The organism is Clostridium sp. CM037 (assembly GCF_055081095.1).
The window spans coordinates 853,745-876,891 of sequence record NZ_CM143650.1; the positions used below are offsets into that span (position 1 = coordinate 853,745).

Consider the following 23,147-nt stretch of genomic DNA (forward strand, 5'->3'; position numbering starts at 1 on the left):
AAGTCCAGAAAGGTGTTCAAGTGGAGAGTATATTAAAATTACAACAAAAAATAGTGCCTGAATTAATAGAACTTCTTGAAAAACGACATGATATATTAAGGATGATATGTTATAATCAACCTATAGGACGAAGAATTTTAGCAGATCAGATGTGCATAAGCGAGAGAATAGTAAGAAATGAAATAAACTTTCTAAAGTCCCAAAACTTGATTGAGGTTAATGCACTGGGTATGTTTATAACAACTGATGGTGAAGAAATTTTAGATCAGTTAAAAGGATTTATTCATGAGATTAAGGGGTTGTCTAAAATCGAGAAATTTATTGAGAAACATTTGAAGCTGAAGCAAGTTATAGTTGTTCCCGGGAACGTTGAAATTGATAAAAGTGTCCTTAAAGAAGTTGGGAAGGTAGCTGCAATTTATGTTATGGATATTATTAAAGATAACAGTATAATTGCAATAACAGGTGGATCAACAGTTAAGGAAGTTATAGACAATTTCTCTAAAAATAACAAATATACCAATGTTTTAGTGCTTCCGGCCAGGGGCGGTATGGCCAGAAATGTAGAAATTCAAGCTAATACTTTAGTGGCTAGGCTAGCAGATAAAATTGGTGGAAATTACGAATTACTACATGTACCTGATAATTTGAGCAATGATGCTTTAAAAACTATAGTAAATGAAAAAAGTATAAAAAGTATAATTGATAAGATTCGAAGTGCTGATATTCTTATTTATGGAATAGGTATCGCCAGTGATATGGCTATGAAAAGAGAAGTACCTGAAAAAGAGATAAAGGAACTTGAAGAATTAGGTGCAGTAGGAGAAGCATTTGGTCAATACTATAATGAATTAGGAGAAATAGTTCATTCTACACCTACTATTGGGGTGAAAAATGAAGATGTTACAGACAGCAAAACACTAATCGCAGTAGCGGCTGGAAAAAATAAAGCTAGAGCCATCATCGCTACTGAAATCAACCGCTTAAGCACTGTTTTAATAATTGATCAAGCGGCTGCAGAAGAAATAGTAAATATTATAGAGAAAAGAGAGTAAACTATATAATGATTTGATTAATGAAAAAATTATATATTTACATATAATTAGGTTAATAAAATTTAGGAGGTTTTGCCAAGATGGTAAAAGTAGGAATTAATGGATTTGGAAGAATAGGAAGAAATGTATTTAATGCACTAGTAAAAAATTATTCAACAGAATTAGAAGTAGTAGGAATTAATGATTTAACAGATGCTGCGACACTCGCACATCTTTTAAAATATGATTCACTTTACGGAAAATTTGACGGAACTGTAGAAGCTAAAGAAAGTGCAATAGTAGTTAACGGAAAAGAAATTAAAATATTTGCAGAAAGAGAACCAAAGAATATTGACTGGAGTTCACTTGGAGTAGAAATAGTATTAGAATCAACAGGATTCTTTACAGATGCTACTAAAGCAAGCGATCATTTATGTGTAAGTGTTAAAAAAGTTCTTATATCTGCACCAGCAAAAAATGAAGATATTACAATAGTTATGGGAGTTAACGAAGAAAAATATGATTCAGCAAAACATAACGTAATATCAAATGCATCATGTACAACAAACTGTTTAGCACCATTTGCTAAAGTTTTAGACAGAGAATTTGGAATAGTTAAAGGCTTAATGACTACAATTCATTCATATACTGGAGATCAAAGATTATTAGATGCTCCACATAGTGATATGAGACGTGCAAGAGCAGCTAACCTATCAATGATTCCAACTACAACAGGAGCAGCAAAAGCAGTAGCATTAGTTTTACCACAATTAAAAGGAAAATTAAACGGATTCTCATTAAGAGTTCCAACTCCAACAGTTTCATGTACAGATTTAGTTTGCGAAGTTTCAAAGAATGTTACTGTAGAAGAAGTAAATGCAGCATTTAAGAAAGCAGCTGAAACTGAAATGAAAGGAATACTTGGTTGTTGTGAAGAACCTTTAGTTTCAATTGATTTTAAAGGAGACGAAAGATCTTCTATAGTTGATGCTATGTCAACTATGGTTATCGAAGGAAATATGGTTAAAGTTGTTTCATGGTACGATAATGAAGCAGGTTATTCAAACAGATTAGCAGATTTAACTAAATATGTTGCAGACAGACTATAAAATTTAATTTTATTATAAAACTGTAGGAAACTGTAAGTATAGTATTAAGGTCTGGTTTTATAGTTAGTCTATGGAACCGGACCTTTTTATATTTTATTAATACAAGGTACATTCAAATAAATAGTAAGATAGTAGTAAATAGTAAGAGAGTAGGGTAGTCTATTTATATGAATGTGATTAAATTATAAGAAACTTGTATTATAAACCATATGGGAGGAGAATGTGTATGCAATTCAATAAAAAAACAATCGAGGATATTGAGGTTAAAGGTAAAAAAGTTTTAGTAAGATGCGATTTTAATGTACCATTAAAAGATGGGGTAATTACAGATGTAAATAGATTAGTAGGTGCAATGCCAACAATAAACTATTTGATAGAAAAAGGTGCAAAAGTTATTTTATGTTCACATCTTGGTAAACCAAGTGGAGAACCAAAACCTGAGCTTTCTTTAGCGCCAGTTGCAAAGAGATTAAGCGAAATGTTAAAAAAAGAAGTAGTCTTTGCAGCAGATCCAAATGTAGTTAGTGATAATGTAAAATCTGCAGTGTCAAAAATGAAAGACGGAGATGTTTTATTATTAGAAAACACAAGATATAGAAAAGAAGAAACTAAAAATACAGAAAACTTTTCAAAAGAATTAGCATCCCTTGCTGATATATTTGTAAATGATGCATTTGGATCAGCTCATAGAGCTCATTGCTCTACAGTTGGAGTAACACAGTTTATTGAGACTTCAGTATGCGGATATTTAATTCAAAAGGAACTAAAATTCTTAGGGGATACAATAGATCGCCCTGTTAGACCTTTCGTAGCAATTCTAGGTGGCGCTAAGGTTTCAGATAAAATAAATGTTATTGAAAATTTGCTTGAAAAGGTGGATACTTTAATAATTGGTGGAGGGATGGCTTATACATTCTTAAAAGCCGGCGGTTATTCTATAGGAAGTTCACTAGTTGAAGAGGATAAAGTAGAATATGCTAAAGATATGATGCAAAAAGCTGAGTCAAAAAAAGTTAAATTTTTAATACCTGTAGATAATATTGTTGCAGATAGATTTTCATCTGAGGCAGAGCCAGTAGTTACTGAAAGTCAAAATATTGCTGATGGGTTTATGGGACTTGATATTGGTCCTAAGACTTGTGAGATGTATAAAGGCGCTATTAGCATGGCTAAAACTATTGTTTGGAATGGACCAATGGGAGTATTTGAATTTGCGAATTTTGCAAAGGGAACAATAGCAGTGGCTGAGGCAATGTCAAAAGTTGATGGAACTACTATAATAGGTGGTGGAGATAGTGCAGCGGCTGTTAATCAATTAGGATTTGGAGATAAAATGACTCATATATCTACAGGTGGCGGAGCATCTCTTGAATTCTTAGAAGGTAAATTATTACCAGGAATTGAAGCTCTTACAAATAAATAGTTAAAGTTAAATAAGACATTTCAAATTTTTTAATATACATTAATTGTTGTCCAGATAACAATACTAATAATTATTACTTACAATAAAAGAATACTTGGGGGTTTTTTGATGAGAAAAGGTATAATTGCAGGAAATTGGAAGATGAATAAAACTGTAGCTGAGGCTGTAACTTTAATTGAGGAAATGAAACCGTTAGTTAAAGAAGCAAAATGTGATGTTGTGGTTTGTCCTACATTTTTATGTTTAGACGCAGTAATAAAGGCAAGTAAGGGTACAAATATAAAGGTAGGAGCTCAAAACATGCATTTTGAAGAAAATGGTGCTTTTACAGGTGAAATTGCACCAGGAATGCTAAAAGATATGGGCGTTGAATATGTTATAATTGGTCATAGTGAAAGAAGACAATATTTCAATGAAACTGATGAAACTGTAAACAAAAAGATTAAAGCTGCTTATAGCCATAGTATTATTCCTATACTTTGCGTAGGGGAAACTCTTAGTGATAGAGAAGGAAATATTACAGAAAAAGTCTTAGCTAGTCAAGTAAAATTAGATTTAGAAGGACTTATAAAAGAACAAGTGGAAAAATTGGTTATTGCTTATGAACCAATTTGGGCAATAGGTACAGGTAAAACTGCAACTGCTGATCAGGCTAATGATACAATTGCATTTATAAGAGCAACTGTTGGAGCTATGTTCGGAGCAGAAGTAGCAGAAAAAGTTAGAATTCAATATGGTGGATCTGTTAAACCAACAACTATAAAAGAACAAATGGGTAAATCAGATATAGATGGTGGATTAATCGGAGGAGCTAGCCTTAAGGCACAAGACTTCGCAGGAATAGTAAATTATTAAGATGTTATAGTAAATGAATCCACTAATGTGGCTAGACTACTTTAGTAGATGCAGCCACTTTAGTGGATTTAGCTACTTTAGTAGATTAATCTACTTTAGTTAGTTAATTATAACTCTGAACTGTCGATACATATATATGTATTTTACTTTAGAAACAACGGATGGGGGAACAAAAATGTCAAAAAAACCAGTAATGCTAATGATTTTAGATGGATTCGGATTATCAAGCAACGTAGATGGAAATGCAGTAGTTGCGGCCAATAAACCAAACTATGACAGAATAATAAAGAAATATCCAAGTACGAAATTAAATGCAAGTGGCCTAGAGGTAGGACTACCAGCGGGTCAAATGGGAAATTCAGAAGTTGGCCACTTAAACATAGGTGCTGGTAGAATTATATATCAAGCACTTACGAAAATAACAAAAGAAATTGAAGAAGGAAACTTTTTTGAAAACCTTGCTTTTAATAAAGCTATAGATAAAGCTATTAAGGCAAATTCTTCGGTGCATCTTTTAGGATTATTGTCAGATGGAGGAGTTCACTCTCATATTGATCATTTAAAAGCTTTAATAAAGCTTGCTAAGGATAAAGGTGCTAAAAATGTTTATGTTCATGCATTGTTAGACGGTAGAGATGTGCAACCAGGTTCAGCACTACAATACATAGCAGAACTCGAAGAATATATGAATACAATAGGCGTGGGTAAAATTGCTACTGTATGTGGTAGATATTATGCTATGGATAGAGATAAGAGATGGGAAAGAGTTGAACTTGCATATAATGCTATGGTTTTATCTAAGGGTGAGGAAAATACCTCGGCAATAGAGGCAGTTAAAAAAGCTATCCATGATAATAAGACAGATGAATTTGTTCTTCCGACTGTTATAATGGAAAATAATAAGCCTGTTTCAGCTATAAGTAATAACGATAGTGTAATATTCTTTAACTTTAGACCGGACAGAGCTCGCGAACTTACTAGGGCATTAAATGATAAAGTATTTAATGGTTTTAAAAGAGAAACTTTAAATTTGAACTTTGTATGTACTACGCAATATGATATAACTATAGAAAACGTTGATGTAGCGTATACACCAGAAAGTTACACTAATACGCTTGGAGAATATGTTAGTAAAATGGGTAAAAAACAGCTCCGAATAGCTGAAACTGAAAAATACGCCCATGTTACATTCTTCTTTAATGGAGGTGTTGAGGCTCCGAATGTAAATGAAGATAGAGCATTAATTCCATCACCTAAAGTAGCAACATATGATTTATTGCCAGAAATGAGTGCGCAAGAGGTTACAGAAGAATTATTAAAGAGACTAGAAACAGATGAATACGACATGATTATACTTAACTATGCTAACCCAGATATGGTAGGTCATACAGGCGTTTTTGAAGCTGCTAAAAAAGCTATAGAAACAGTGGATGAATGCCTTGGAAAAATTGTTGAGTGCGTTCTAGGCAAGGACGGCAGCGTATTTATAACTGCAGATCATGGAAACTCTGAACAAATGCTTGATTATTCGTCTGGAAAGCCTATGACAGCACATACTACAAATTTAGTTCCATTCACATACGTTTCAAATCACAGTAATGGTCTAAAAGATAGTGGAATATTGGCGGATATTGCACCAACTATGCTCCAAGCTATGGGACTCAGTATACCAAGTGAAATGACAGGAAAATCTTTAATTAAATAGGTTAAAAGAAAACTAAATTGAATAATGTATTATCTAAGATTAACTTAAGTTTCCGTAAAGTATAGGATTAACTTAAGTTAACTTAGGATATAATAACATAGAGAAAAAATTTGGAGGTTAGATAACATGAAAAACTTTATTGAAATAATTGATATTTATGCAAGACAGATTCTGGACTCAAGAGCATTTCCAACTGTTGAAGTTGAAGTAACACTCGAAGATGGAACAATAGCAAGAGCATCAGTACCATCAGGCGCTTCTACTGGCATATTTGAAGCGGTAGAGTTAAGAGATGGAGACAAGGATACATATAACGGTAAAGGAGTTTTAAAAGCCGTTGATAATGTAAACAATCTAATAGCTGAAGAGATAGTTGGAATGAATGTATATGATCAAATAGCAATTGACAAAGCAATGATAGATCTTGATGGCACACCTAATAAGGCTAAACTAGGTGCTAATGCAATTCTTGGAGTATCTCTTGCATGTGCTAGAGCGGCTGCTGAGTCATTAGGACTCGGACTATATCAATATATTGGTGGAGTAAATGCTAAGGTTTTACCAGTTCCAATGATGAACATTATAAATGGTGGAAGCCATGCTGACAATAATGTAGACTTACAAGAGTTTATGGTTATGCCAGTTGGAGCAACTTCTTTTAAGGACGCTTTAAGAATGAGTGCAGAAGTTTACCATTCATTAAAAGCATTATTAAAAACTAAAGGACTAGCGACTGGTGTTGGTGATGAAGGTGGATTTGCTCCAGATTTATCATCAAACGAAGAAGCTATAAAAATCATAATAGAAGCTATAGAAAAAGCTGGATATGTTCCTGGAAAAGATATTTATATTGCTCTTGATCCAGCAGCTTCTGAATTCTTTGAAGATGGAAAATACAACTTAGCTTCAGAAGGAAGAATATTGACTCCAGAGCAAATGGCTGACTACTATGTAGAACTTGTAAACAAATATCCAATTATATCTATCGAAGATGGAATGGCTGAAGAAGATTGGGAAGGCTGGAAGTACTTAACTGATAAAATAGGAGATAGAGTTCAATTAGTTGGAGATGATTTATTTGTAACCAACACTGACAGATTAAAAATGGGAATTGAAAGAAAAACTGCAAATTCAATTCTTATAAAATTAAACCAAATAGGTACATTAACTGAAACACTAAATGCTATAGAAATGGCTGAAAGGGCAGGATATACTGCAGTAGTTTCTCATAGATCAGGAGAAACAGAAGATACTTCAATAGCTGACTTAGTTGTAGCTATGAATGCAGGACAAATTAAAACTGGTGCCCCAGCTAGAAGCGAAAGAGTTTCTAAATACAATCAATTATTAAGAATAGAAGAAGAATTAGAAGAAATGGCTGAGTACAGAGGATTAAAAGCATTCTATAACATAAATAGATAATTAATTAAGAGTATAGTCTTTATAGGCTATACTCTTAAATTTTACAATTCATTGTAAACTGTCTTAGAGTATGCTAAAATAATTATGTATTCGATGAATTGGAGGTGTACACATGCATAGTTTTCTAGTAGTTTTACAGGTTATAACTTCAATTGCTATAATTGTATCCGTTATGATGCAACCTAGTAAATCAGATGGATTAAGTGGCCTTATAGGAGGAACTTCTGAGACTTTTTTTGCAAAAAATAAAACAAAAACAGCAGAATCAGTACTAGTAAGAATTACAGTAGTTTCAGCAATTTTCTTTACTATAACTACAGTGATGTTAAATATAGTTAAATAATATACTTATCTAAGTAATAATTTAGGTACAATCAAATAAATATTTTATACTTCACAGCAGTTTATTTAAAAAATTTAATAAGCTGCATTTTTTATATGGTTTTTAAGTGTTCAGGTGATGAATAGCGACCCAGCAGATGATTTAATAGTATATATGTAATCTATGATTATTAGAGGTGAAGGAAGATGAGTGAATACAGTTCTAAATTAGAAAGTAATGATATGGATTTCCTTTTTGAGGGTATTTTAAGCCTTCAAACAAAGGAAGAATGCTATAGATTTTTTGAAGATTTATGCACTATAAATGAAATTAAAGCATTTGAGCAAAGGCTTCAAGTAGCAAGAATGCTAGCAGATAAAAGGACCTATTTGGATATAGCAGGTGTAACAGGGGCAAGTACTGCTACAATAAGTAGAATCGGCAGAGCATTGAATTATGGTAGTGATGGGTATAAACTTATATTAGAGCGTTTGGAATTAGCGAAATAAGTGTATTCATTTTTAACGACATTTTAGATGCGGATAGAGAGGGTCGGTTAATATAATATATAAGGAGTGGTTTCATGGATTTGAAAAGTTTGTTAAACAAAGAGCAGTGCGAGGCTGCAATAACAGTTGATGGCCCATTGCTAATATTAGCTGGAGCGGGATCTGGGAAAACTAGGGTTTTGACCTATAGAATTGCGCATATGATTCAGGATTTAGCTATATATCCGTCTCAAATTTTATCCATAACCTTTACTAATAAAGCGGCTGGTGAAATGAAGGATAGAGTGCGTTCCTTAGTAGGCAATATAGCGGATAACATGTGGATTTCTACCTTCCACTCTAGTTGTGTTAGGATTTTAAGGCGAGAGATAGATAGGCTGGGATATAATAAGAATTTCACTATTTATGATAGCTATGATCAAAAAAGTTTGATTAAACAGTGTATGAAGGAACTTCAAATAAATGAAAAAGATCTAACAGATTCAGAAATTTTAGGTAAAATATCGAGTGCTAAAAACGAACTTATTAGTCCACAAAAATTTAAAAAAGAAAATGAAAGCGATTATAGAAAAAACAAAATCGCTGATGTGTATGTTCTTTATCAAAAAAGACTAAAAGGTAACAATGCACTAGATTTTGATGATTTAATTTTTAAAGCTGTTGAACTCTTAAAAAATAATAAGGAAGTTTTGGATTTCTATCATTCAAAATTCAAGTACATTATGGTTGATGAGTATCAAGATACAAATAAAGCACAGTATGAGCTTATAAAGCTTTTAGTAGATGAGCGTGAAAATATATGCGTAGTTGGAGATGATGACCAATGTATTTATGCTTGGAGAGGTGCGGATGTCACCAATATCTTAGATTTTGAAAAAGATTATCCAAAGGCAAAGGTTGTTAAGCTCGAGCAAAATTATAGATCTTGCGGAAATATACTTATGGCAGCTAATGAAGTTATAAGAAATAATTCTCAAAGAAAAGATAAGGCTCTAAGGACTGAAAAAGATTGTGGAGAGAAAATTAATTTATATAGAGCATTTACAGATAGAGACGAGTCAAATTTTGTAGCAAGCCAAATTAAGAGAATTATGACTGAGGAAAATAGAAGCTATAAGGACTTTGCAATTTTATATAGGATGAATTCTCAATCACGTATTTTTGAGGAGAGTTTCAGAAAAAATTTGATTCCATATAGAATAGTAGGAGGATTAAAATTCTATGATAGAAAAGAAATAAAGGATATAATGGCGTATTTAAAGCTTATTAATAACCCACTTGACGATATCGCTTTAAAAAGAATTATAAATATGCCTAAAAGAAGTATAGGAGATGCAACTATTCAAAAGATTCAAGAATTTGCAACAGGTATAGATCAATGCTTGTATAGTGCTATTCTAGATGTAGATTTTATACCTACATTGACAACTAGAAATAAAGCATCTATAAGTAAATTTGTAAGTCTTATGAATAGCTTTATGGCCAAAAATGAAACAGGAACAGTCTCTGAGTTAATTAAATCTATAATAAGTGATACAGGGTATTTAAAGCAATTAGAACTTTCTAAGGAACCAGAGGATGAGAGCAGGGTAGAGAATATAAAGGAATTAGTATCAGATGCTGTAGAATTTGAAAGAACTTCAGAAGATAAGTCGCTTTTAACATTCTTAGAAGGAGTAAGTTTAGGTTCGAGCACTGATGACCCTGATGAAACAGTAGAGACTGCGGCAATGATGACTGTTCATAGTGCAAAGGGGTTAGAATTTCCAGTAGTATTTATGGTTGGTATGGAAAATGGGATATTCCCCGGCATGTCTTCGCTTAACAACTTTACTGAAATGGAAGAATCAAGGCGCCTGTGCTATGTTGCTATAACAAGGGCTGAGGAGAAGCTCTACATAACATCTGCAGAGAGTAGAATGGTATTTGGAAGAAATGTTGGGTATCAGCCCTCTGATTTTATCAGTGAAATTTCTCCGGATTTAAAAGAAGTTATCGGGGGAGCTAAAAATAGGACTGTGCAGGTATTAAAGAGAAAAAACACTGGAAATTCACAAAATTATAACCCGCATGGACTACTAAGTAAAACTTCGCCTCAAGATTATACATCAGCTACAGCGAAAGGAAATGATCCAGGCCAGCAAAGTGTCAATAGTGAGAATGCTATGAATAGAGAAGCTACGGTAGGTAGGAAAGTTAGACATACTAAATTTGGAATAGGTACCATAGTGTCAAAATCGAGTTCTGATAATGATACAATGATTTCAATAGCGTTTGATAACATGGGAATAAAAAAGTTGATATTAGATAAAGCGCCTTTAGAAATGTTATAAGGCACATGAAAATAGGGCTAGCATACTGATTTGCTATTTATTTGAATGCGCTAAGGCATTTTGGATAAAATAGCTAGTGAGTGTGCTAGTTATTTTATTTCATATACCTAGCAGATGAACGTTGATTTCGTGGGAAAGGGTGTAGTTTATGAAAATTAGTATAAAAGATGAAATTGAAGAATTAAAAAAGACAATTAAATATCACAGTGATAGATATTACAACCAAGATAATCCGGAAATATCAGATTATGAATATGATCAATTGATGCTTGCGCTTAAAGCAATAGAGAAAGAATATCCAGAACTTATCACCTTAGAGTCCCCAACTCAAAACATAGGTGGAAACGCTAAAAGAAAAGCTGGGGTATTAGTAAAACATAATGTACCAATGCTCAGTTTGCAAGACGTATTTACAAAAGAAGAAGTCTATGCTTATATAAATAAAATGATTGAAGAACTTAGTGATCCAACATTTGTTGTTGAACTTAAAATTGATGGGTTGTCAATGTCACTACGGTATGTAGAAGGTAAATTAACAGTAGCTGTAACTCGCGGTGATGGAATCATTCAAGGTGAGGATGTCACTGAAAATGCTAAAGTAATTGGGGATGTCGTGCGGAAACTGAAAGAGCAAGTTCCATACCTCGAGATTCGTGGTGAGGTATATATGGCAAGTGCTGCGTTTGATAAGGTTAATGAACAACAAGAACTATTAGGGAAAAAGATATTTGCAAATCCTCGAAACTGTGCTGCTGGTACATTGAGGCAGTTAGATAGTAAAATAACAAAGGAAAGACAATTATCTCTGTTTATTTTTAATATTCAAGATGCCAAAGGAATTGAATTTAAAACACATACCGAAGGTTATGAATGGTTAAAAAAACAGGGTGTAAAAGTTATTGAGAATTATGTGAAATGTAAAACAGCTGATGAAGTGTGGAATACTATCCAGGCTATAGGAGAAGATAGAGGTAATTTAGCATACGATATTGACGGAGTTGTTATAAAAATTGATAACTTGGAAGATAGAAAAAAGCTTGGTAATACTTCAAAAGTTCCCAAATGGGCTATAGCATATAAGTTCCCTCCAGAAGAAAAAGAAACAAAATTGATTGATATTGAACTATCAGTAGGAAGAACCGGAAGAATTACTCCTACAGCAATTTTTGAGCCAATTCGTTTATGCGGAACTTCTGTATCTAGAGCAATTCTTCACAACCAAGATTTTATCAATGATTTAGATATAAGGATTGGAGATATAATTGTTGTATACAAATCAGGAGAGATTATCCCGAAAATTAAGGCTGTAGTCAAAGAAAAACGTTCTGAGAAGTTAAATAGATTCCAAATTCCAGACCGATGCCCGGTATGTGGAACCCCTACTGTCCGTGAAAAAGATACGGCTGATATCAAATGTACAAACCCTAACTGTATGGCTCAATTAGAAAGACACATAATTAATTTTGTTGGTCGGAATGCTATGGATATAAAAGGGTTTGGTACGGCTTATATTAAGGAACTTATCCGTTTAGAATATATTAAAGATGTAGCAGATGTATATTCACTGTTTAATTACCGCGCGGAGCTTATAGAGAAAGGTATAATTGGAAAAGAAAAGAATACAGATAAGTTACTAGATGCTATAGACAAATCAAGGGGAAATGAAGCACAAAGATTGCTGACAGGCCTCGGAATTCCTAATATTGGTAAGATGGCAGCGAAATCCATAATGAAGCATTATAAATCTATTGAATGTTTGCAAAATACAACATTGGATGAACTAATAGAGGTTTCTGATATAGGTGAAATAAGTGCTTTGTGTGTACTAAGATTTTTTGAAGATAATAAAAACAGAGAAATAATTGATAGGTTAAAAGAGTATGGCGTAAATATGGCTGTAGAAGACTCAAATCAGGTCGATAATCTATTTAACGGGTTAACATTCGTCGTAACTGGAACCCTTACGTCAATGGGGCGTAGTGATGCCACATTGATAATAGAAAATCATGGAGGGAAAGTATCAGGTTCTGTTTCTAATAAAACCAGTTACGTTTTAGCAGGCGAGAATGCCGGAAGTAAATTTACCAAAGCTCAAGAGCTTGGAATTACAGTTATATCTGAAGAAGAACTAGTTAATATGTTAAAATAGTGTGGAAAATGTAAGAAAGACGTCAAATGACGTCTTCTTTATGTTGCGCTACTAATATTTATTTTTCACCTGGACTAGAAATATCTTCGACTTTAAAATCATCTTTAGGATATTCCTTGTGTCTCTGTTTTGAAGATGAGCTAGAGGCGTTTTGTAGAAGTTTTTCCAGTAAATAATTTTTATATCTTAACTGATTAAATATTTTAATTAATAAAATAAAGCCCCATATCGATGTAAGCATAAAAATTAACATGGAAAGTATAGAAAAAATTTGTATAGTCACGATTAACATGGAAAAGGCCTCCTAAATACTTACATATATAAAATCTGTAAGTACATATTAATATAATAAGGTACATTAAGATAAATAACAAGTCAATTTTACACAGTATAATGATTATATGTATTCATTTATATAATCATTATACTTTTTCTCTTTTTTATTGGATATTTGATTATTTCATATATGAAAAGTTAATACTCTTAATAATACACATATTGGGGGTAATTATGAAAAAGTTATTATGTATAATGTTGATTTTTATGACGATGCTAACCAGTGGATGTATTCAAAAGAAAGTAAAACCAACAACATCTAGGAAATATTTAGTTTATAACTTGGGAGAATTGCCGGCAGACTTGCTTATGACAAATAATGATAGTGTTCGCGAAAAAGACTTGTTATTAGTTTTATTTGAAGGATTAGTAAGAGAAGATAAAGATGGCAAAATTGTACCGGCCATGGCAGAAAAAATTGAGGTTAGTAAGGACAAAATAGGGTATACCTTTAAATTAAGAAAAGATCTACATTATAACGATGGAACGTCTATAAAAGCTGATGATTTTAAAAGGTTCTTTCACAACATTTTATTGGAAAAAGGAAATATTTTTGCTAAGCAATTATATTGCATATTTGGGGCTCGCGATTTTAGTGCAGGAAAAGTAGATTTTAAAAATGTTGGTATTGTTGCAAAGGACGATTCAACATTAGAGATAAGGCTAAATAATCCTAATGAGAACTTTATAAATATCCTTAGCAATCCAGTTTTCACTTTAAGGGGAAATAATATGGATACAAGGAACTGGAAAGATAGCTACAGTCAAATTCAATATAGTGGTCCATTTATTATAAAAGAGGTAAACAAAGATGGAGAAATAAAATTAGTAAAGAACGAAAAGTATTGGAGGGCCAATGAAATTGTTAGTAATGAAATGCTAGTTACTTCTATAAAGGATGAAGAGAAAGCTTTAGCAAATTTTGAAACTTCGCAGTATAGTGATACCTCAAAAATTGATGTACTTGTAAGTCCACCAATAAGTGAAGTAAGTGCCCTTAGCACGGAAAATAAAACTGAAGTTAAACTATCGCAGAGCATGTATTATATGAATTTCAATCTAAAAACTAAAAATATACTAGAAAAAAGAGATTCAGTAGATATAAATTTTAGAAATGCAATTGGTTCAATTATAGATCGGGAATTAATTATAGAAACTATATCAGAAGATGTAGCGGTTCCAACAATAAATTATACACCTTTTACTAGAGCTAATGACAATAGTGGTAAAGTGATTTTTAATGCATCCCAGAATAAAATTAAAGGCTTAGAATATTTAAAAAAAAGTAGTAATTATGAAGAAAAACAAGAATTAGTTATGGTATATGAAAATAAAAATTTTGATACTAAAATAAGCAAGGAAATAGCTAAAAATATTAAAGAATATTTAGGTATAAAGGTAGTGTGCACTGGATACACAAAAGATGAACTCGAAAAAGTACTTAAAGAGGGAAATTATGATATAATATTTTCAAAAAATGATGAGGAATATGGAGACATTTATAAATTCTTTACTAAATGGACATCATATTCAAAAGATAATATTTATGGATATAAGAGTTCGGATTATGATAAAACTATAGAAAAAGCATTAATGGAGAAAACCGATAAAAATAAAGTAACAATTTATAATCATGCACAATCTATATTAGCAAAAGACTTACCATGTATACCTATATATATAGGCAATACAGTTATATGTAAAAGAGAAAATATTAAAGATATCTATTTAACTAAAAGTGGGAATTTAGTGTTTGATTATGCTTATAAAGAGGCTAAGACTGATTCCAAATAAAATTAAGCTTTTTTTTTTTCTTATACTATGCTAATAAAAGTATATATTGCGTAGAATGCATTTTAGCCATATATACTTTTTTGTTATAGCATAATATAAGAGAAAATTATTAACTCTTAATATTAGTGAGTGTGGAAAAATATTGTTAAGAAGAATATAAACATATTTTTGCTGCTATCAAAAGATAACTTACTTTGTTTAAAACTCTCCTTTCGTTTATTGTATACCACATTTTTAATGAATATAGAAGCTAATTCATTGGTTTCTGGTGTGGGGATTTCAGGCATTCTAAAATTATCCTCTTGTATCAAATCCTCTGATTTTAGTGAAAAATCCCTGTAATGTTCAGAGTTATCTAAAGAGGGCGACTCAGGCCAGCTTAAAATTATACCAGAATCCAAAATTTGATGTTTGAAAATATCCTGAAGCATGAAAGAATTATCTTCAATATTGTTAAAATCAGAATATATGATTTGGCTGTAAATGTATAATAAGAGCTCATCACAAGTATAATTTGTCTCTTTATCAGCACTTTCCTTTAGCAGGATACCTTTGTCGGCATCGTATAAGTCTGTAAGCTTTTCATATAAATCGTCACTAGTATCTTTAAATTTAAGAAGTAATGTATTATTATACATAAGCGTACAGTTTATAAAAAGCATACAGGAATGATCTAATTTAGCATTAACAATTAAAGATGGCTTAGCATTATATTGATCTATAAGTAAATCTAAAAAATCTAGCAATAGGGTTTCGCATAGTTCTAAGCCCGAGTACTTATAAAAAATATTTAATGCTAAGCATATCTTATTGAGTTCCTCAAAAGAAACATTGTAGATTTCTTCCTTATACTGAGCAAACATATCTAGGATATCTAGAGCAAATTGTTTATATTCATGCTCTTGTTTTACGTTATTATAAGTAGAATATTTGTAGTAAGCAGACATCATAAAGGCTTGATCAGAAAATTTGAATTTATTGTTTTTATCTTCAAAATTAAATTCTTGGTTCAGAGGATTAGTTAAATCTTTTTTGTCAACAAAGAGCCCATCTTTATTTCGAAAATAAGAAGCATAAAATTCTAATTGTTCTTTGCAAAGTTTAAGGTAAATAGAGCTTAGATCATATTTTGTATCATCGACGTCCTTAAAGTTATTATAATAGTCTGCGAGTTCCAGTAGTGATAAAGTCATGAATGCATTGCTATTAATAGTTATTTCTTTCTTTACTTTGTTCTCATTCCAATTTAACATGCCTTCTTTCGATTTTAATTTAGCATCTGCTTTTTTGTAAACACATAAAAGTGGAGAATTTAAATTAATTGTGTTAATATCAATCTTAGAAAAGGATTTAGATTTTAAATCACGTGAGGGAATATATATACCACATTTAGAATCGAAAACTATATCCTTTAATGATTCTTTTGATAAGTAGAAAAATTGATTTTTTATGTTAGTTTTGTTTAATGTATTAGTTTTTAAAAAAGGTCCTAGAAAATTCAACATAACACCACCATATAATTAGTACTTATATAGATAATATGATTACAATTGTTAAAATGTGCTAGATTTATGAAATTAGAAAGGAAGAATTTAAATGAAAGTTGGAAAATTAAATTGGGATGACTTAAAACAAATAATTGACAACAATAAAAGTGTTGTCCGGGGCGATGTAAGAATTAGAAGTGGAATAGGCGAAGACTGCAGTGTAATAAATTTTGGCGAATATGAGTGCGTAGTATCTACAGATCCAATAACCGCAGCTGATAAAAATATGGGCAAATTAGCAGTTCATATAAATTGCAATGATATAGCTTCTTGTGGAGTTGAGCCTGTAGGCATTTTAGTTACAATTCTTGTACCGCCAACAGCGACGATAGAAGATATAAAAAATATTATGAGTGAAATCGATCAAGAGACAAAAAAACTGAATGTGGAGATATTAGGTGGACATACTGAGGTTACAGACTCTGTAAATAAAATAATAGTTTCATGTACTGCTATAGGAAAAGGGAAAGCACAAGGTGCTGTGGCAACTTCAGGTGCAAAAATCGGAGATGAAATTGTCGTTACCAAACTGCTTTGTATGGAAGGAACTTCAATTATAGTAAATGATCATTTAGACAAGATACAAGGTGTTTTAACTCTTAAAGAAATAGAGGTAGCTAAAGACTATATTAGTGGTATTAGTGTGGTTAATGAAGGACGTATAGCAGGAGAGTTCGGGGTTAATTCTATGCATGATATAACTGAAGGTGGTGTTCTAGGAGCATTATGGGAAGTCGCGGAGGCCAGCGATTTAGGATTTAAGGCATATAGTGATAAAATGCCAATTAGTGATATTACATATAAAATATGTGAAAGACTTAATATTGACCCTTTGAAATTTATATCTTCTGGAAGCATGCTAATAACGGTGGCATCTGGGAAAGAATTGGTGGATAAATTAAATAGCAATGGAGTACAAGCTACGGTAATAGGAAAAATGACTGCGTCTAGAGGGATATTAGTAAAAGATGAAACTTGCAAAGATGTTTTGCCCCCTACTAGAGATGAGTTATTTAGTATATAATTTTTAAAATAGATTACTTTTAGAGTAGATAATGATTACTAATTATTATCTACCCTAGAGAGTTGTGAGGAGTATACAATGAGAAGATTAATAGTTGCTAGTAATAATGACCATAAAATTAAGGAAATAAAAGAAATATTATCACGGTTTCCTTTTGAAGTACTATCTTTAAAAGAAGCCAATATTAACATTGATGTAGAGGAAACAGGAAGCACTTTCATGGAGAATGCAGATATAAAGGCAAGTGAAATTTTCAAAATAGCCCATGGGAATATGGTACTTGCCGATGATTCGGGATTAGCAGTAGAATCATTAAATGGAGCTCCAGGCATTTTTTCAGCGAGGTTTGCGGGGGAACACGGAAATACTAAAGCGAATAATGAAAAATTATTGCACCTTTTAGATGGCAAAACAGAAGAACAGCGAAAAGCTAAATTCATTTGCGCAATGGTACTTATAATTAATAAAGATGAAATAGTAAAAGTACAAGGAGAGTCAAAGGGGATAATCACAGCAGATTTTAGAGGTGAAGAAGGTTTCGGATATGACCCGCTATTTTTTGTGGAAAAATTCAATAAAACTTTTGCACAGATGGAAAGTAATGAAAAAAATGCTATTAGTCATAGGGGAAGGGCACTAGATAAACTAAAAGGTGAGCTTGAAAAATTAATATATGATGTATAATTATTAGGCATCTCAAAAAAAGTCTAAGATGCATACGTTATATTAATGAAGAGGGTGATTTTAAATGAGAATAGGTGTTATAAGCGATACACATGGCATTATTAGCAGCATAGAACGGCTAGGATGCGAAATAAAGGGATTAGATGTGTTGATTCACTTAGGCGATAATGTAGACGACATATCCATTATAAGAAAGCATTATAATGGAGAAATAATTAATGTTAAAGGCAATTGTGATTTTTCTACAAGTACACCTAATGACAGGGTAAAAGAAATTTGCTTGAAAAAAATTTTTTTAACTCATGGACATAGATATAGTGTAAAAGAGAGTTTGGCTAAATTAAGATATAAGGCTTTAGAAACGGGGGCTGACATAGTCTTGTATGGACATACACATATTGGAAAAATAGATTTTGAAGAAGGAATATGGTATATAAATCCTGGAAGTGCGTCACTACCAAGAGATGGAGCTAGGAGCTTTGCTATTATAAGTATCAACCAGGGATGCATAGAGCCAAATTTGATAAGATTCTAGTTGTTTATAGCTAGGTATTTTAAATGTGAACTTCTAAAATTTTAGTTTTTTTAATCAGACTAAAATAAGTTAAAATAAAAAATAACACGTTGATAAGATTTATTTTAATATTAAAATGAGAAAGTTTTAAAAAAAGTATTGACGTATTAAAACATATGGTGTAGAATAATCCATGTCGTCAGAAAAAATCATTGAATTTAAATGGTTATGAGGTCAGGATTAATTTAGGACATTAAATGGTTTTAAAGTTTAATGGGTAGCGGGGTGTAGCGCAGCTGGGAGCGCGCGTGGTTTGGGACCATGAGGTCGCAGGTTCAATCCCTGTCACCCCGACCACTATATGCGGGTATAACTCAATGGTAGAGTGTTAGCCTTCCAAGCTAATTACGAGGGTTCGATTCCCTCTACCCGCTCCAAATATATTAATGTTTATTTAAACACTAATATATAAGCATCTTTAGCTCAGTTGGATAGAGCAACGCCCTTCTAAGGCGTGGGCCAGGGGTTCGAATCCCTTAAGATGCACCATACGGTGGACGTAGTTCAGTTGGTAGAGCGCCAGTTTGTGGTACTGGTTGTCGTGGGTTCGAGTCCCATCGTCCACCCCATTTAATGCTGGGGTATCGCCAAGCGGTAAGGCACCACACTTTGACTGTGGCATCCGTAGGTTCAAATCCTGCTATCCCAGCCAATAAGGTTTACTAGCTCAGTTGGTAGAGCACATGACTTTTAATCATGGTGTCCGGGGTTCGATTCCCCGGTAAGCCACCAAAATAGTAATAATATGCAGGTGTGGCGGAATTGGCAGACGCACTAGACTTAGGATCTAGCGCCTTCGGGTGTATGGGTTCAACTCCCTTCACCTGCACCATTACTATTTACAAATTAATTACTATGTGTAAAAACAATAATATGCGGGGGTGGCTCAGTGGTAGAGCGTCACCTTGCCAAGGTGAACGTCGCGAGTTCGAATCTCGTCTCCCGCTCCAAATATGTTTATACATATTAGTTTAAGTATACAAGCATCTTTAGCTCAGTTGGATAGAGCAACGCCCTTCTAAGGCGTGGGCCGGGGGTTCGAATCCCTTAAGATGCACCAATATGCGTCATTAGCTCAGTTGGTAGAGCACCTGACTCTTAATCAGGGTGTCCGGGGTTCAAGCCCCCGATGTCGCACCATTTTTTAATATATGCCGGGGTGTAGCGCAGCTGGGAGCGCGCGTGGTTTGGGACCATGAGGTCGCAGGTTCAATCCCTGTCACCCCGACCATTAAAATATAATATGCGGGTATAACTCAATGGTAGAGTGTTAGCCTTCCAAGCTAATTACGAGGGTTCGATTCCCTCTACCCGCTCCAAATATGTTAACGTTCAACTGAGCATTAACATATAAGCGTTTTTAGCTCAGTTGGATAGAGCAACGCCCTTCTAAGGCGTGGGCCAGGGGTTCGAATCCCTTAAGACGCACCATACGGTGGACGTAGTTCAGTTGGTAGAGCGCCAGTTTGTGGTACTGGTTGTCGTGGGTTCGAGTCCCATCGTCCACCCCATTTAAAAATAAAGTTACAAATAAAGGGTATTGTATTAGAAAATAATATAACCTTAATAAATTTAAAATTCCCAATACGGTGGACGTAGTTCAGTTGGTAGAGCGCCAGTTTGTGGTACTGGTTGTCGTGGGTTCGAGTCCCATCGTCCACCCCATTAAAAATTGGGATGCCTTTCAAAACCGTAAGGCATCGGACTCTTTACTTAGATGTATAGGTTTGAATTTAACTAATAAGGTTTACTAGCTCAGTTGGTAGAGCACATGACTTTTAATCATGGTGTCCGGGGTTCGATTCCCCGGTAAGCCACCAAAATAGTAATAATATGCAGGTGTGGCGGAATTGGCAGACGCACTAGACTTAGGATCTAGCGCCTTCGGGTGTATGGGTTCAACTCCCTTCACCTGCACCAAATACTATTTATAAAAACAACAATATGCGGGGGTGGCTCAGTGGTAGAGCGTCACCTTGCCAAGGTGAACGTCGCGAGTTCGAATCTCGTCTCCCGCTCCAAACATGCGGGTATAACTCAATGGTAGAGTGTTAGCCTTCCAAGCTAATTACGAGGGTTCGATTCCCTCTACCCGCTCCAATAAAAGTCTTTAGTATTTATACTAAAGACTTTTTAAAAATTATTTTATTATGCGCCCATAGCTCAGTTGGATAGAGTGGCAGACTTCGAATCTGAAGGCCGTGGGTTCGACTCCCTCTGGGCGCACCACCAAAGCCTTGCAAACACTAAGTTTGTAAGGCTTTTACTTTTGCCCTCTTTTGACCCTTATAAAATTTTATGAAAAAATGAGGGTTATTTTGACCCCATATAATTATACAAGTCATTAAGTTTTGTATCAGCCTTCGCCTTCATAATCTCAAGTACATGAGTATAGGTGTTTAAGGTAATAGAAATATTACTATGACCTAGATGACTTTGTACTATTTTGGGCTCTTCTTTAGCTCAAATAGGAGAGTAGCATAGGTATGACTTAAATCGTAAGGTATTAATATAATAAAGATTAAATAGCTATAGTTGTAATTATACTTATTAAAGAAAATAATACAAATGTATTGACAATTTAATAATACGTTTGTATTATTAAATTAAAGGAGGCTTTAATGATGGATTTAAAAAAACTTCCACAAACAGAATTGGAAGTTATGAATTTAATTTGGAGTAATGAAGAAACTTTATCAACAAACCAGGTTGCTGAGATAATCACTCTTCAAAAGGGATGGAAAGCTGGAACAACAGCTACACTTCTAAAACGTTTAATAAAAAAGGATTTTCTTTCAGCAGAAAAACGAGGAAAGCAGTTTTACTATTTTCCAAAGGTAGAAGAAAAAGAATATAAGTCTTTAGAAACAAAGGAATTCCTTAAAAATATTCATGGTAATTCTTTAACTAGCCTTGTATCAATGTTACATGATACTAAGGACATATTATCAGACGAGGATTTAGAAAAACTAGATAGAATGATAAAAAATAGGTGATAATATGGTAAAAACATTGTTTGAATACATTATAGAAGCCTCATTAATAGGAACCTTTTGGATTTTATTGCTATTAATATTTAGAAAAAAGGTACTTAGTAAATATAGTGCAAATTTCAATTACTATATTTGTATAGTTATAATTTTAAAAATGGTTCTGCCCCTTAAAATTTCAATATATGTTCCTAAGAATGTGTTAATGGTAAAAGATAATGTAATTCCTAGTGGTATCTATGATAACATGGCTAAAATTAGTCATGTTATAAGTATAATTCCATATCTTTATTTCATAACATCTACAATAATATTTTTATTTATTATTTTATGTAACAAAAAATTTAATAGCAGTATTAAAAAGACTTCAAGAAATATATACAATGTAAAAATCATGAGAATATATAGCAAATCGAAAAATGAAATGGGTATCAAAAGAAATATTCCTCTTAAATTTTGCAGTAGTATTTCAACACCATTTATTATAGGTATAGTAAAACCAACAATTATATTACCAGAAAGAACATATGAAGATGAAGATTTAAAATGGATAATAAAACATGAATTGATTCATTTTAAAAGAAAAGATTGGATATATAAACTTCTAAGCATTTTAGTTATATCATTACATTTCTTTAATCCTTTAATTTATAAGTTAAAAAATATTTTAAATGAAGATTGTGAATTATCCTGTGATGAAAAGCTCTTAAAATCACTAGGAATAGATGAAAGAAAAAATTATGCCTTAACACTTATAAACTCAATGAAATTTAATAATCAGTTTAAATTATCAAATAGCTTAATATCACCCTTTAATGATGATAAAAATATAATGAATAGGAGAATTGAGAGTATGTTAAATTTGAAATCAAAGAAAAAAGGAATAATCACAGGAGCATTACTACTTGTAATATCAGGAGCATCATTATTTTCAGTAAATGTATTTGCGGATACTCCAGAAGAGCATATTAATGATGATATGAATAAAGTTAAACAGGAATTGCAGGATAATTTAGAGCAAGGAGCCAAAGAGGGGGATTTGAAGATTTTAAATAAAGATGGTACAAAAGTTTATTATAAAACTATTCAAGCATCATCAGAGATATCGCCTGAAGCATATAAATAACTACATAAAAAAAGGTCATTGAAATGAGGCAACTGAAAAAGTCTTGATATTTAAAATTTAACTTATTAAAAAAGTTAAAACTAGAAATTTATGAGCTATGATTTTGTGGTAAATTATGTTGACAGGGATTAAAATATATAGTATTATAAATAAAAGAATAAAGAACCTTTAATTTTGCCCGAGAGGCTGAGAAGGAAGTAGATTTTTTACA

18 protein-coding genes and 20 tRNA genes are annotated in these 23,147 nt (G+C 32.7%); 36 read left to right on the top strand and 2 right to left on the bottom strand.

Features of this window, described 5'->3' with window-relative positions:
* Positions 1-20: 20 nt before the first annotated feature.
* The 10 genes from ACWJKP_RS04180 to ligA all read left to right on the top strand — a co-directional run bounded on the left by ACWJKP_RS04180 (position 21) and on the right by ligA (position 12,861).
* Positions 21-1,055: a sugar-binding transcriptional regulator gene (locus ACWJKP_RS04180; protein ID WP_165412697.1), complete on the top strand. Its 1,035-nt coding sequence runs from the start codon at positions 21-23 to the stop codon at positions 1,053-1,055.
* A gap of 80 nt (positions 1,056-1,135) precedes the next feature.
* Entirely contained in the window at positions 1,136-2,143 is a 1,008-nt protein-coding gene (gene gap / locus ACWJKP_RS04185) for a type I glyceraldehyde-3-phosphate dehydrogenase (RefSeq protein ID WP_165412698.1), read from the top strand.
* Between the two features lie 226 nt (positions 2,144-2,369).
* Complete coding sequence (locus ACWJKP_RS04190; protein ID WP_165412699.1) at positions 2,370-3,566, top strand: phosphoglycerate kinase; 1,197 nt, start codon at positions 2,370-2,372, stop codon at positions 3,564-3,566.
* Positions 3,567-3,674: 108 nt separating this feature from the next.
* Positions 3,675-4,421: a triose-phosphate isomerase gene (tpiA, locus tag ACWJKP_RS04195; RefSeq protein ID WP_165412700.1), complete on the top strand. Its 747-nt coding sequence runs from the start codon at positions 3,675-3,677 to the stop codon at positions 4,419-4,421.
* Positions 4,422-4,596: 175 nt separating this feature from the next.
* Positions 4,597-6,126, top strand: coding sequence for a 2,3-bisphosphoglycerate-independent phosphoglycerate mutase (gpmI, locus tag ACWJKP_RS04200; RefSeq protein WP_165412701.1), 1,530 nt, complete (start codon positions 4,597-4,599; stop codon positions 6,124-6,126).
* Between the two features lie 126 nt (positions 6,127-6,252).
* On the top strand, positions 6,253-7,548 hold the full coding sequence (gene eno, locus ACWJKP_RS04205) for a phosphopyruvate hydratase (protein WP_165412702.1): 1,296 nt from the start codon (positions 6,253-6,255) through the stop codon (positions 7,546-7,548).
* 112 nt (positions 7,549-7,660) lie between these two features.
* Entirely contained in the window at positions 7,661-7,891 is a 231-nt protein-coding gene (gene secG / locus ACWJKP_RS04210; protein ID WP_165412703.1) for a preprotein translocase subunit SecG, read from the top strand.
* A gap of 185 nt (positions 7,892-8,076) precedes the next feature.
* Positions 8,077-8,379 carry a YerC/YecD family TrpR-related protein gene (locus ACWJKP_RS04215; protein WP_165412704.1) on the top strand — a complete coding sequence of 101 codons (303 nt, stop codon included), beginning with the start codon at positions 8,077-8,079 and terminating at the stop codon, positions 8,377-8,379.
* Positions 8,380-8,453: 74 nt separating this feature from the next.
* A complete protein-coding gene (gene pcrA, locus ACWJKP_RS04220; RefSeq protein WP_165412705.1) occupies positions 8,454-10,712 on the top strand; it encodes a DNA helicase PcrA in 2,259 nt (752 codons plus the stop codon).
* Positions 10,713-10,866: 154 nt separating this feature from the next.
* Positions 10,867-12,861: an NAD-dependent DNA ligase LigA gene (gene ligA / locus ACWJKP_RS04225; protein ID WP_462961676.1), complete on the top strand. Its 1,995-nt coding sequence runs from the start codon at positions 10,867-10,869 to the stop codon at positions 12,859-12,861.
* A 58-nt stretch (positions 12,862-12,919) separates the two neighbouring features.
* On the opposite strand, the gene ACWJKP_RS04230 is transcribed toward ligA, so the two are convergent.
* On the bottom strand, positions 12,920-13,153 hold the full coding sequence (locus tag ACWJKP_RS04230; RefSeq protein ID WP_165412706.1) for a hypothetical protein: 234 nt from the start codon (positions 13,151-13,153) through the stop codon (positions 12,920-12,922).
* A 218-nt stretch (positions 13,154-13,371) separates the two neighbouring features.
* Here ACWJKP_RS04230 and ACWJKP_RS04235 point away from each other — a divergent pair, with 218 nt between their 5' ends.
* A complete protein-coding gene (locus ACWJKP_RS04235) occupies positions 13,372-14,991 on the top strand; it encodes a peptide ABC transporter substrate-binding protein (RefSeq protein WP_165412707.1) in 1,620 nt (539 codons plus the stop codon).
* A gap of 122 nt (positions 14,992-15,113) precedes the next feature.
* Here ACWJKP_RS04235 and ACWJKP_RS04240 read toward each other — a convergent pair whose 3' ends face one another.
* Complete coding sequence (locus ACWJKP_RS04240; protein ID WP_224579032.1) at positions 15,114-16,496, bottom strand: hypothetical protein; 1,383 nt, start codon at positions 16,494-16,496, stop codon at positions 15,114-15,116.
* A 91-nt stretch (positions 16,497-16,587) separates the two neighbouring features.
* Here ACWJKP_RS04240 and ACWJKP_RS04245 point away from each other — a divergent pair, with 91 nt between their 5' ends.
* The 25 genes from ACWJKP_RS04245 to ACWJKP_RS04365 all read left to right on the top strand — a co-directional run bounded on the left by ACWJKP_RS04245 (position 16,588) and on the right by ACWJKP_RS04365 (position 22,936).
* Positions 16,588-17,562 carry an AIR synthase family protein gene (locus ACWJKP_RS04245; RefSeq protein ID WP_165412708.1) on the top strand — a complete coding sequence of 325 codons (975 nt, stop codon included), beginning with the start codon at positions 16,588-16,590 and terminating at the stop codon, positions 17,560-17,562.
* Positions 17,563-17,640: 78 nt separating this feature from the next.
* Positions 17,641-18,246 (top strand): XTP/dITP diphosphatase, encoded by a 606-nt coding sequence (locus ACWJKP_RS04250; protein ID WP_165412709.1) that lies wholly within the window; start codon positions 17,641-17,643, stop codon positions 18,244-18,246.
* 64 nt (positions 18,247-18,310) lie between these two features.
* The gene (locus ACWJKP_RS04255; protein ID WP_165412710.1) at positions 18,311-18,781 is read left to right on the top strand and encodes a metallophosphoesterase; all 471 of its coding nucleotides are present in this window, start codon (positions 18,311-18,313) and stop codon (positions 18,779-18,781) included.
* 260 nt (positions 18,782-19,041) lie between these two features.
* Positions 19,042-19,117 (top strand) — tRNA-Pro (locus ACWJKP_RS04260).
* 6 nt (positions 19,118-19,123) lie between these two features.
* A tRNA-Gly gene (locus tag ACWJKP_RS04265) sits at positions 19,124-19,197 on the top strand.
* Between the two features lie 35 nt (positions 19,198-19,232).
* A tRNA-Arg gene (locus ACWJKP_RS04270) sits at positions 19,233-19,309 on the top strand.
* A gap of 4 nt (positions 19,310-19,313) precedes the next feature.
* Positions 19,314-19,389: transfer RNA gene (locus ACWJKP_RS04275), tRNA-His, on the top strand.
* An 8-nt stretch (positions 19,390-19,397) separates the two neighbouring features.
* Positions 19,398-19,472, top strand: a tRNA-Gln gene (locus ACWJKP_RS04280).
* Between the two features lie 4 nt (positions 19,473-19,476).
* Positions 19,477-19,552: transfer RNA gene (locus tag ACWJKP_RS04285), tRNA-Lys, on the top strand.
* 15 nt (positions 19,553-19,567) lie between these two features.
* Positions 19,568-19,652 (top strand) — tRNA-Leu (locus tag ACWJKP_RS04290).
* A gap of 43 nt (positions 19,653-19,695) precedes the next feature.
* Positions 19,696-19,770 (top strand) — tRNA-Gly (locus ACWJKP_RS04295).
* Between the two features lie 33 nt (positions 19,771-19,803).
* A tRNA-Arg gene (locus tag ACWJKP_RS04300) sits at positions 19,804-19,880 on the top strand.
* A 4-nt stretch (positions 19,881-19,884) separates the two neighbouring features.
* Positions 19,885-19,960 (top strand) — tRNA-Lys (locus ACWJKP_RS04305).
* 15 nt (positions 19,961-19,975) lie between these two features.
* Positions 19,976-20,051 (top strand) — tRNA-Pro (locus ACWJKP_RS04310).
* A gap of 14 nt (positions 20,052-20,065) precedes the next feature.
* Positions 20,066-20,139: transfer RNA gene (locus tag ACWJKP_RS04315), tRNA-Gly, on the top strand.
* Between the two features lie 35 nt (positions 20,140-20,174).
* Positions 20,175-20,251, top strand: a tRNA-Arg gene (locus ACWJKP_RS04320).
* Between the two features lie 4 nt (positions 20,252-20,255).
* Positions 20,256-20,331, top strand: a tRNA-His gene (locus tag ACWJKP_RS04325).
* A 78-nt stretch (positions 20,332-20,409) separates the two neighbouring features.
* Positions 20,410-20,485 (top strand) — tRNA-His (locus ACWJKP_RS04330).
* 79 nt (positions 20,486-20,564) lie between these two features.
* Positions 20,565-20,640 (top strand) — tRNA-Lys (locus ACWJKP_RS04335).
* Between the two features lie 15 nt (positions 20,641-20,655).
* Positions 20,656-20,740 (top strand) — tRNA-Leu (locus ACWJKP_RS04340).
* A 26-nt stretch (positions 20,741-20,766) separates the two neighbouring features.
* Positions 20,767-20,841: transfer RNA gene (locus ACWJKP_RS04345), tRNA-Gly, on the top strand.
* A gap of 5 nt (positions 20,842-20,846) precedes the next feature.
* Positions 20,847-20,920, top strand: a tRNA-Gly gene (locus ACWJKP_RS04350).
* 52 nt (positions 20,921-20,972) lie between these two features.
* A tRNA-Arg gene (locus ACWJKP_RS04355) sits at positions 20,973-21,049 on the top strand.
* 392 nt (positions 21,050-21,441) lie between these two features.
* The gene (locus ACWJKP_RS04360; RefSeq protein ID WP_224579030.1) at positions 21,442-21,816 is read left to right on the top strand and encodes a BlaI/MecI/CopY family transcriptional regulator; all 375 of its coding nucleotides are present in this window, start codon (positions 21,442-21,444) and stop codon (positions 21,814-21,816) included.
* Between the two features lie 4 nt (positions 21,817-21,820).
* Complete coding sequence (locus ACWJKP_RS04365; RefSeq protein WP_165412711.1) at positions 21,821-22,936, top strand: M56 family metallopeptidase; 1,116 nt, start codon at positions 21,821-21,823, stop codon at positions 22,934-22,936.
* Positions 22,937-23,147: the final 211 nt, after the last annotated feature.